The following is an 8,730-nucleotide window of genomic DNA, read 5'->3' on the forward strand; positions in this document are numbered from 1 at the left end:
ATCTCAAGATAAGTTGCGTCCAAAAAGCTCGCCTTAGACTGGATTTGATAAAACGAATTAACTCAGTTGGGATATTGCCGGGGTTTGGAAAAAGTAGTAATTGTGAATATCCTCTTTCTTGACACTGATCTGTTGACCAGTGAACAGCTCGGGACCTTGGTAGAGGAACTGAAGAAGGAGTTCAAGGTCTTATATGTCCTTTTAGTTGCTGTAAGCAAGCAAATCTTAAGCGAATCATAGAGCCTTTAAATGTTTTTGCTCAATCTCCAAAGATCTGCCGCAAAGGATCATGATATTCGGAAGGCAGCGGTTATGGTTATATCTGCATTCATCCTGCTGGTTCCGGTCCTCCAAGGGATAGCCATGGCCGGGTCGTCAGCCTTTTTTGCCACATTTGAGGCATGCAGATCTTGTCATAGGGCCATTGTCCTTAGCTGGCAGGAAACACCTCATGCCCGCGCCTTAAAAGACCTCATCAGGACCGGTCACGAGACAGTTTCAGACTGCCTCCGGTGCCATACCACCGGTGCCGGCAACGCGGAAGGATTCTTAGATGTTGAGGTTACCCCTGAGCTCGGGGGTGTACAATGTGAGGCGTGCCACGGCCCCGGATATAAACACAGTCAAGACCCGGAAAAGAAAATCCCTTTTCCCCGGCCAGATATCAAGATCTGCCGTCAATGCCATACCCTGGAACAAAGCCTAAATTTTGAATATGATACAAAATCCTTAAGGATTCACAACATCTCAGAAGACAAAAGGAGGGAAAAATGAAAACCGTGTCCAAAAAGGCCATCATGGCCCCCTTTCTTTTCCTATGGCTTGTTTTGCCCATAAACGCCTTATGCTCGCCGATTATTGAGGTTCAGCCCCATCAGCATAGCTTTGGAGACTTGCAGGAGGGCCCGCCAGCCACCACTGCTTTTGAAATCCGAAATACCGGAGATGAAGACCTTCATATAAAAAATGTTCACACCTCATGCGGCTGCACCGCCGCCATGGTAGGGAAGCGATGTCTCTCTCCCGGCGAAAAGACCCGGATCAAGGTTACCTATAGGACGGCTGGCCGGCCCGGCCCGTTTAAAAAAACAATCTCTATCGAGTCCGATGACCCGACAAACCCTGATCTTCTTCTTAAAATCAACGGCAACGTCATAGCCCGGCCTGCCCCCCTTCTATTCTTGCCACATAGCCGGGTGGTCGTACCATCCGGGCCATCAGGGAGCCTTGCTAATTTTTCGCTCTTCCTTACTAACCGTGGACAGAAACCCCTTGAAATCCGCCGCATAGTATCTCGAGACGGCCGGACAATCCTGTGGGCACAACCGCTTACAATACCTCCAGGCAAGAACTTGCATCTGCCGCTTCATTTAGTCCGGCCCGCAGAACATTTTAGACTCCTCAAGTTCCGGGTGGAGAGCAATGATCCAAGACGACCTGCTTACTATTTCGGAATCCAGGAGGGGGTCAACCCTTGACATAGAGCAAAGCCGTGATGATCAAAAACAAGTCAAACTTGGTTGAGCTTTTTAATCATGACCGGTATCGGGGCGCTGACGTGTTTTCTGATTATCGTTCCCACCTTTAGAATGAGGGCGAGGACTCCCTCTTTTGATGGCGTGATGTGCAGCTTCCTGCGCTGGTTTGACTTTTTCTTCCAGCACTCGTTTTGATTTGCCGGTAACAATGAGGTGAGTAGCCCGGGGGAATCTCACCCATCATTTTGGTGAAAAGTCAACGTGCAGGTGAAAGAGTGATGCGCAGTGTCCGGAGATTTCTTGAGCGCAGACTCAAACTCAATGAGGATAAAAGCAGTGTTGCACCGACGAATCAGATCGCTTTTCTCGGTTTTGCCTTTAAGGGAGACAAAATTCGCTGGCCTGATAAAGCATTCCAGGAAAAAATTCAACAAACCCAGGAATATCCTTGGGATCACAAAGAACATCCCGGTGCCTGAAATGGAGGCACTGATCCCGTGAAGGGCCGCCTTTTCCTTGTCAACAACAAGGTTGATTCTGGTCTGCCTGTCTTCCATGTACCAGTCAGTATCCACCACTTCCGGGGTCTCTTCAAAGATATTCATTACTTCCTGGATATTTCATATAAGCGCAGGCGAATTTTGTGACGCAGCACAGGAGGCTCTTTTGAGCCTTCAGAGGCAAGCTGTGATCGTCTTTTCTCAAGCTATGGGTAAAAATACCACCATAGCCAGGATTGAGACGGCAACAGCGCAGATTATTTATGGGGTATAAAATTCGAACAACGAGGCTGGCAGATTGTCTCTGACAACAGCAGTACTCAAAAAAGGTGGAGGGAGAATTTCAGGAAAGAGCAGTAAAGTTCAGGATTAAACCACTACCTGCTGAAAGCAGGTAGATTTCTTATACGACTGAAAGTCTAACATGGTTCAATCTTTAGTCATTAGCAATAGTGAAGGCCTCTTTAGGGCTCGCCTTTTCTTGGCTTGCAATATAAGCGGCTATCATTTTTTCTGTAACATTCCCAACTGTTGCACAAAAATAGCCGCGAGCCCAAAGATGCCTTCCCCAATATCTCTTACGCAAATGCGGAAATTCTTGCTGAATCAGTCGAGAACTTCGTCCTTTCACATATTGAACTATCTTGCTCGGAGCAAGTTCTGGAGGACATGAAACATGCAGATGAACATGATCCCTGCTAACATGACCATTAAGAATTGTAATATTGCGGGCCTCACAAGTCTGACGGATTATCTCCCTGGTTCTAAAAGCCACTTCTCCTTTCAAAACATGATAACGATATTTCGTAACCCATACGAAATGATACTGGATATCATAGATCGTGTGAGGCCCCTTGCGATATTCTTTGCTTATGGCGATAACCTCCCATGAGCAAGTTTACCACGATCCCTTAACTGCTGAAGCCTTTCGCCTGAAAGGCGAAGGTTTTAGACCTGGCGCATGGAAAAATAAATACTGCTATTCCCAGAGTCCGCCACGTTTTGTCTCTCATCCTTCCCCCTCCTTATGCGACTGAAATCTTTATTACTTTCCCTATATAAAGTGATATCAATTGTCAAGCGTTTTTTGGGCGAGTGTTATAAAAGTCTCATTTCCTCCCTCGATTGCCCGATGTTTTGGAATTCAGCTGTTTTGCACCTGATCACAGGATACGTATGCGCCGCCCGTAAAGGGGTGTTGTGCCGGCACACCCCCTTCCCTACTATGATCCCGAATTATGCAGCAGCCAAGTTTGCCAAAGATGCGAGGCGGAAGGCACGCAGACGTACTTTTGTACTTCAAGTGCCTGACAACAAAGCAGATTTGGTAAAATTGGCTGCCCCTTGTGGCTTCAAATACCGAACAATTTTTAACTCCGGTGGAATGCACCTTTTGGGTGAACATTCCAAACTGGACAATACACCATAACTTACTGATTTTTCTATTTGTTCCTTATTGTTCGGTGCTTGAAGTGCATAATTTGGGATGATCAGTTACAGATGTCTTAATACCTTTGCCAGGTCATTTACCTTGATCCGCAGCTCATCTAATCCTGCATTATTGTGGATTACGTAATCAGACCTCCCGGCCTTTACTTCCTGAGGAATCTGAATAGCTATCCATTTATAAGCCGTGTCGCGGGATATCTCCTTGCATTTGATCAGGCGTTTGACACAAAGTGACTCATGTGTCAGGACTGTGACTACATAGTCAAACATGTCCTGCCAGCCTGCCTCAAAGAGTAGAGGCACTTCCACTATTACGATATTGTCTCCTGAAGCAGCCAGATGCTGAAGTATCTGATCCATTCTTTTAAATACACGGGGATGAATAATCTTTTCTGCAAGCTGCCGGGCGTCAGCGTCAGTCAATATCACCTCCAGCATTCGTCGCCTGTCAAGGGTCTTGTTGCCCGTTAAAATTTCTCTTCCAAAGGCCCTGACAAGCTCCTCCAGGGCTGGTTTTCCGGGCTCCACAACCTCTTTGGCAAGCCTGTCCGTGTCGATGACCGGGAAATCCTGCTCAGATAGCATCCTTCCCACGGTGCTTTTCCCAGAGGCTATTCCCCCGGTAAGACCAATGACTCCGGCAGGCCAGTTAGAGGATCTTTTGCAAAATTTACATTTTTTGGATAGTATGTTTGAGTGTAGTGGTATCGAAGCCATATCACAACTCATTACAGGAGAAATGGATGAAAGTCGATAGAGACACAGTTGTCACTGTCAATTATACAGTAACTGTAAAAGATGGTGAAACACCAGAGGATCTCAAAAGACCCTTTACCTGCCGGTTTCTGTACGGCAGAGATCGCGTCTTACCCGCCCTTGAAAAGGCGTTGATCGGCCATGAGCAGGAAGATGAGATCCAGGTGAACATACCGCCTGAGCAGGCCTTTGGTCCCTATGACCAGCGCCTGGTTAAAAAGATTCCCATCTCTGATCTTGATCGTTCCGAACAGTTGAAGGAAGGGGAATACTACGAAGAGTCCGGTCCGAATGGGAAACCAATCAGGTTCTATCTGAAAGAACTGCACGAGGATTACGTGTTAGCAGACTTCAATCACCCGTCAGCAGGGAAATCTTTTGTTCTTAATGCCACTATTTCAGAGGTAAAGGCCGCATCCATGCTGGATATCATGGCCGCCATGAATGCATGTGCGGAAGGAGGGTGAAATCCGTAAGAACCAGGGCCAGGTGGGCCCTTTCATATAATTAGGTCATGACCGCTATAGACGTCCCGAGATTAATCCTAATTGCATTGCAGTAGACAAAAAGGCCTTACATTGATCCGGCCTCAATTTGGTCTGCTTTGATAACGCGGTCATTTAAGCCCGTATTTTTTGAGCTTGTATCGCAGCATACGTTCACTGATGCCAAGGAGGTTTGCCGCCTTGGTCTGATGATTTGCAGTTTCCTGCAAGGCCCTCCGGATCATTCTGCACTCCAAGTCTTCCACAGATTCTCTCAGCGACCTCCAAGTCTTTACATTACTCATATGAAGATGTACGGAGCTTCTGGAAAAGGGAAGATCCCGGCTCGTTATAACCGGCCCCCTGGTGATCACAAAGGCCCGTTCGATAATGTTTTTCAGTTCTCTTACATTACCCGGATAATCATATCTTAGGAGAAGGTCCCTTGCCTCGGAACTGATTCCCCGGATCTCTTTTCCATTCCCAACGGCAAAGCGATTCAAAAAATGGTCTATCAGTGGAGATAGGTCCTCCTTTCTTTCCCTCAATGGCGGAACTGCAATTGTGACCACATTCAGCCTGTAATAAAGGTCCTCTCTAAACGTCCCGTCCTTTACTTCTCCCTGCAGATTCCGATTGGTTGCGCTGATAATTCGAACGTCAGACCGGATCGTCCGGTTCCCTCCAACGCGCTGAAACTCCCGTTCCTGCAGAAATCGAAGAAGCTTCACCTGAACCGATGGAGAAAGCTCACCGATCTCATCCAAGAAAAGCGTCCCTCCGTCCGCCTCTTCGAATCGTCCGATTCTCCTTCGAGAAGCCCCTGTAAAGGCCCCTTTCTCATGACCGAAAAGCTCACTTTCCAACAGGTTTTCAGACAGAGCCGCACAGTTCACGACGATCATGGGCCTCTGCGAACGGGGACTGAGATTATGGATGAGCCTGGCAAGGAGCTCCTTTCCTGTACCACTTTCCCCCTGTATTAATACTGTTGCACTGCTATTTGCCACCCTGCCAGAGAGGTTGACGACTTCACTCATGGCAGCGCTCTTAAAAATGATCTGATCTGTGGTAACTCCTTCCCTTCTCAACTCCTCACGTAGAATCTCATTTTCTTTCCTGAGTGTCTGTCGTTCAGCAATCCGGCCTATCAGGATACGCAGTTCCTCCAATTCGATAGGCTTGGTGATGTAATCAGCCGCACCTGCCTTCATGGCCCTTACGGCCGTGTCGACGCTCCCATAGGCAGTCATCATTATCACATCTATCTCGGCGTTTATATCTTTGACCTCCTCAAGCACCGTTATTCCATCCTTTTCAGGCATCTTATAATCAAGGAGTACCAAATCAAAATAACCATTTTTTACCGCCTCAATAGCTTTATTCCCGTTCTCTGCCTCTACAACGTCATATCCCTCGTCCCTCAGGAAGTCTCGCAGGATTTCCCTCTGCGATTGACCATCTTCCACTACCAAAGTACTTAATTTTCCCATGGGCCGGTTCCTTCCTTTTTCTGTAAATATTCTTATGAACCCCTCCGTGGTCCATTGGTAACTGATCACAGGGTACTTCTTCTTCCAACATGCTCTCGCCCCTTGTTTTCTGAGGCCTTTGTGAGCATGGGACCCTCCCCGTTCTCCTTCGCTGCGCTCCGGAGCCGGGGTTTCCCATGCTTACAAAGGCCAAGAAAACTACAGGGCTAACGCAAATCGTTTCCAGAAGAAGCACCCTGTGATCAGTTTAAGTCCACTGCGCAGACCGTTCACTGGCAGGGGATATTTCTTTTCACTTAACACTTCAGCCCCTCGTTTTCTAAGGCTTTTGACACGGGGGATGTCCTGCCCCCTCCGCATTCGCCTTACGCTACGCTTAAGGCGATGCGGTTTCCCCCATAGCAAAAGCCAAGAAAACTACGGGAACTTTCCGTTAAACCGTTCAGAGAAATATCCCCTGCCAGTGAACGGTTGCCGTCCGCACCCTGCCGCAGGAGCGGTTTGCCTTTTGCAGGGTTTCAACCGCGGGCCAAATTGCACTGCCTCTCCGGTCTGCAATGAGTGAGCTTTGAAACCCGGAAAAAGGCAACCGCTTCAAGGCAGGAAATAACGGGTTCACCGGATATTTACCTTTTTCTAACTGGATTCAAGGCTTACAGCTATGTATCCGGACGTATCCGCTGTGAACGATGAACCCTGAACCCGTGAACGGTTACAAAAACATCTAAGAATGATTATCTCTTTTATCGCTGCTCAAAAGGAAGTACAATTTCAAATACTGTTCCCTCACCGGGGTGGCTGGCGACGCGGATCTCGCCGCCATGACCCTGAATAATCTCGTAAGCAAGGGCAAGACCCAGGCCCAGACCCTTGTCCTTGGTCGTGTAATCAAGATCAAAAATATGCTCTATTTCATCAGGGCCCAGGCCGGAACCCGTATCAGAAACCTTGACAATTACTGAATCTTTGCCCTCCCGTCCCGCGGAAACAGTGACTGAGCCCTCGCCGGAGATGGATTCCATGGCATTATTGATGATATTAAACAGGGCCTGTTTCATCTTATCCAGGTCCATGAAAACCATCAGAGGCGTGTCCTGCCACCAGGTCTTAATCTCGATCCTCCTTGATTCGGCCTCATCGCGTACAACAAGCACAATCTGCTCAAGAAGTTCCGCCAGATCGTGGCGCTTGAATTCCAGCCTTCGGCTTCTCGAAATGCTGAGGAATTCTTCAATAATATTGTTGAGCCTTCTGATCTCGTCCCGGATCACGTCCGTTAGCTTATTGGGACTGTCTGCTTGAAGCCTTTGGATTGCCATGCTGATGGCGTTCAGCGGATTCCGAATCTCATGGGCTACCCCCGCGGCAAGACGGCCAAGTGCCGAAAGCCTTTCGGCCTGATGGACCCGTCTTTCCATTTGGCGGATTCTGTACAGGTGCCTGGTTTGGTTCTTGTAAAGGAACCACATGGAGAAAAGTGTAATGAACACCATGAAGGCCACAGAAATAAAAATACCGCCCCGGTTTTTCCTGAGAATCTGACGAGCAACATCTGCCGAAAGGCCCAATCGCATCGTGCCCTTGTATTGGCCGATGAGGACTGGTGCCTCAACTTCCAGCAGCTTATGCCCCTTCAATACGATTTTACTGGTGATTACAGTGGCTGCGACTGCGGGAGAGCTTCCCATTCGAAGTTCTTGTTTTCGGCTTTCCGGCAGTTCTCCCGACAGGCCCAGAATTCTGCCCCGTTCATCTGTCATGAACAGATAGGCTATGTCCGAATCTTGAGCAATCTCCTCAATGGCCTTTTGAATTGAAAAGCTTAAGCTCCTGGATCGAAAGCCCTCTTCATCCATACACATGATGATCGTACCCTTTCCGGATTTCCGGCAAAGGGCAACGAAGCCTAACCCTTCCGTATCCCCGGATCGGGTAAAAACGTTTATTTTGAATCTCTCGTATCCCCGGACCACTGGCTCGGCGAGACTCAGAATCCTTTTGGGAATTGACCTGTTCTTGAAAACAGTGTTTCCCTCTTCATCCAAAAAGGCGATGAGCCAAAGACTCTCTTCATTTATCAAGGATGTGAGTTGCTTGTGGTCGAGGCGGTTTGTCTCCCATTTGACATCAATCTCCCCGGCCAGTTCCGTCAGTTCCATGAGAAATGATTCCTGCACAGAAAAAGCTTCTTCGGTCACGGGAGCACCTGTCTCAGGGTCAAAAACGGCCTGCTGTGTCTGCATCAATTGCCGGAAGTATCCTTCGGCAACCCGCTGAACGTTTTTTATAATGACGAGGCCTTTGTCCTCCATGAGTGCGATTAGAGTTTCATCAACCCTCTTGAGATTCATGGACCCCATAATAATAAAGAGGCAAACGAAAACGAGACACGCTGAGGCTACGGCCAAGGGCTGGAGAAATCGCCGGCCCGATCCGGGAGACTCCATTGAGTCAGTGGTTTTCCTTTTCTCGTTCATGCTCAATTTGTCTCAAAAGAACAAGCTGTTACCTGGGTTGAGCGGTTCTACGTTCAGGGTTCAAAGGTTGTCAACCCTGAACCCTGAACCCT

At 48.2% G+C, this 8,730-nt stretch carries 9 protein-coding genes; 4 read left to right on the plus strand and 5 right to left on the minus strand.

The window, feature by feature from the left end; genetic code table 11:
* Positions 1-249 precede the first annotated feature (249 nt).
* Together C4B57_04750 and C4B57_04755 are read left to right on the plus strand one after the other, a co-directional pair.
* Positions 250-774 carry a cytochrome C554 gene (locus C4B57_04750; protein ID PXF54921.1) on the plus strand — a complete coding sequence of 175 codons (525 nt, stop codon included), beginning with the start codon at positions 250-252 and terminating at the stop codon, positions 772-774.
* On the plus strand, positions 771-1,478 hold the full coding sequence (locus C4B57_04755; protein PXF54922.1) for a hypothetical protein: 708 nt from the start codon (positions 771-773) through the stop codon (positions 1,476-1,478). The genes C4B57_04750 and C4B57_04755 overlap by 4 nt, the downstream gene beginning before the upstream one ends.
* Before the next feature lie 233 nt (positions 1,479-1,711).
* Here the strand turns inward: C4B57_04755 and C4B57_04760 are convergent, their stop codons facing one another.
* Together C4B57_04760 and C4B57_04765 are read right to left on the minus strand one after the other, a co-directional pair.
* On the minus strand, positions 1,712-2,083 hold the full coding sequence (locus C4B57_04760; protein PXF54923.1) for a hypothetical protein: 372 nt from the start codon (positions 2,081-2,083) through the stop codon (positions 1,712-1,714).
* Positions 2,084-2,414: 331 nt separating this feature from the next.
* The gene (locus C4B57_04765) at positions 2,415-2,852 is read right to left on the minus strand and encodes an IS200/IS605 family transposase (protein ID PXF54924.1); all 438 of its coding nucleotides are present in this window, start codon (positions 2,850-2,852) and stop codon (positions 2,415-2,417) included.
* A gap of 351 nt (positions 2,853-3,203) precedes the next feature.
* On the opposite strand from C4B57_04765, the gene C4B57_04770 reads away from it, so the two are divergent.
* A complete protein-coding gene (locus C4B57_04770) occupies positions 3,204-3,407 on the plus strand; it encodes a hypothetical protein (GenBank protein PXF54925.1) in 204 nt (67 codons plus the stop codon).
* Between the two features lie 65 nt (positions 3,408-3,472).
* Here C4B57_04770 and C4B57_04775 read toward each other — a convergent pair whose 3' ends face one another.
* On the minus strand, positions 3,473-4,156 hold the full coding sequence (locus C4B57_04775) for a dephospho-CoA kinase (protein ID PXF54926.1): 684 nt from the start codon (positions 4,154-4,156) through the stop codon (positions 3,473-3,475).
* Positions 4,157-4,170: 14 nt separating this feature from the next.
* On the opposite strand from C4B57_04775, the gene C4B57_04780 reads away from it, so the two are divergent.
* A complete protein-coding gene (locus C4B57_04780) occupies positions 4,171-4,650 on the plus strand; it encodes a hypothetical protein (protein PXF54927.1) in 480 nt (159 codons plus the stop codon).
* A gap of 149 nt (positions 4,651-4,799) precedes the next feature.
* On the opposite strand, the gene C4B57_04785 is transcribed toward C4B57_04780, so the two are convergent.
* Both C4B57_04785 and C4B57_04790 read right to left on the minus strand, forming a co-directional pair.
* Positions 4,800-6,161 (minus strand): two-component system response regulator, encoded by a 1,362-nt coding sequence (locus C4B57_04785; protein PXF55008.1) that lies wholly within the window; start codon positions 6,159-6,161, stop codon positions 4,800-4,802.
* A gap of 743 nt (positions 6,162-6,904) precedes the next feature.
* Positions 6,905-8,638, minus strand: a complete 1,734-nt coding sequence (locus C4B57_04790; protein PXF54928.1) for a hypothetical protein — start codon at positions 8,636-8,638, stop codon at positions 6,905-6,907.
* Positions 8,639-8,730: the final 92 nt, after the last annotated feature.

Source organism: Deltaproteobacteria bacterium (assembly GCA_003194485.1).
Lineage (GTDB): Bacteria > Desulfobacterota > Dissulfuribacteria > Dissulfuribacterales > UBA3076 > UBA3076.

Excerpts from the sequence above, each read along its gene's own strand:
- C4B57_04750 (PXF54921.1), top strand. The coding sequence starts at position 250 with ATGTTTTTGCTCAATCTCCAAAGATCTGCCGCAAAGGATCATGATATT.
- C4B57_04755 (PXF54922.1), top strand. The coding sequence starts at position 771 with ATGAAAACCGTGTCCAAAAAGGCCATCATGGCCCCCTTTCTTTTCCTA.
- C4B57_04760 (PXF54923.1), bottom strand. The coding sequence starts at position 2,083 with ATGAATATCTTTGAAGAGACCCCGGAAGTGGTGGATACTGACTGGTAC.
- C4B57_04770 (PXF54925.1), top strand. The coding sequence starts at position 3,204 with ATGATCCCGAATTATGCAGCAGCCAAGTTTGCCAAAGATGCGAGGCGG.
- C4B57_04775 (PXF54926.1), bottom strand. The coding sequence starts at position 4,156 with ATGAGTTGTGATATGGCTTCGATACCACTACACTCAAACATACTATCC.
- C4B57_04780 (PXF54927.1), top strand. The coding sequence starts at position 4,171 with ATGAAAGTCGATAGAGACACAGTTGTCACTGTCAATTATACAGTAACT.
- C4B57_04785 (PXF55008.1), bottom strand. The coding sequence starts at position 6,161 with ATGGGAAAATTAAGTACTTTGGTAGTGGAAGATGGTCAATCGCAGAGG.
- C4B57_04790 (PXF54928.1), bottom strand. The coding sequence starts at position 8,638 with ATGAACGAGAAAAGGAAAACCACTGACTCAATGGAGTCTCCCGGATCG.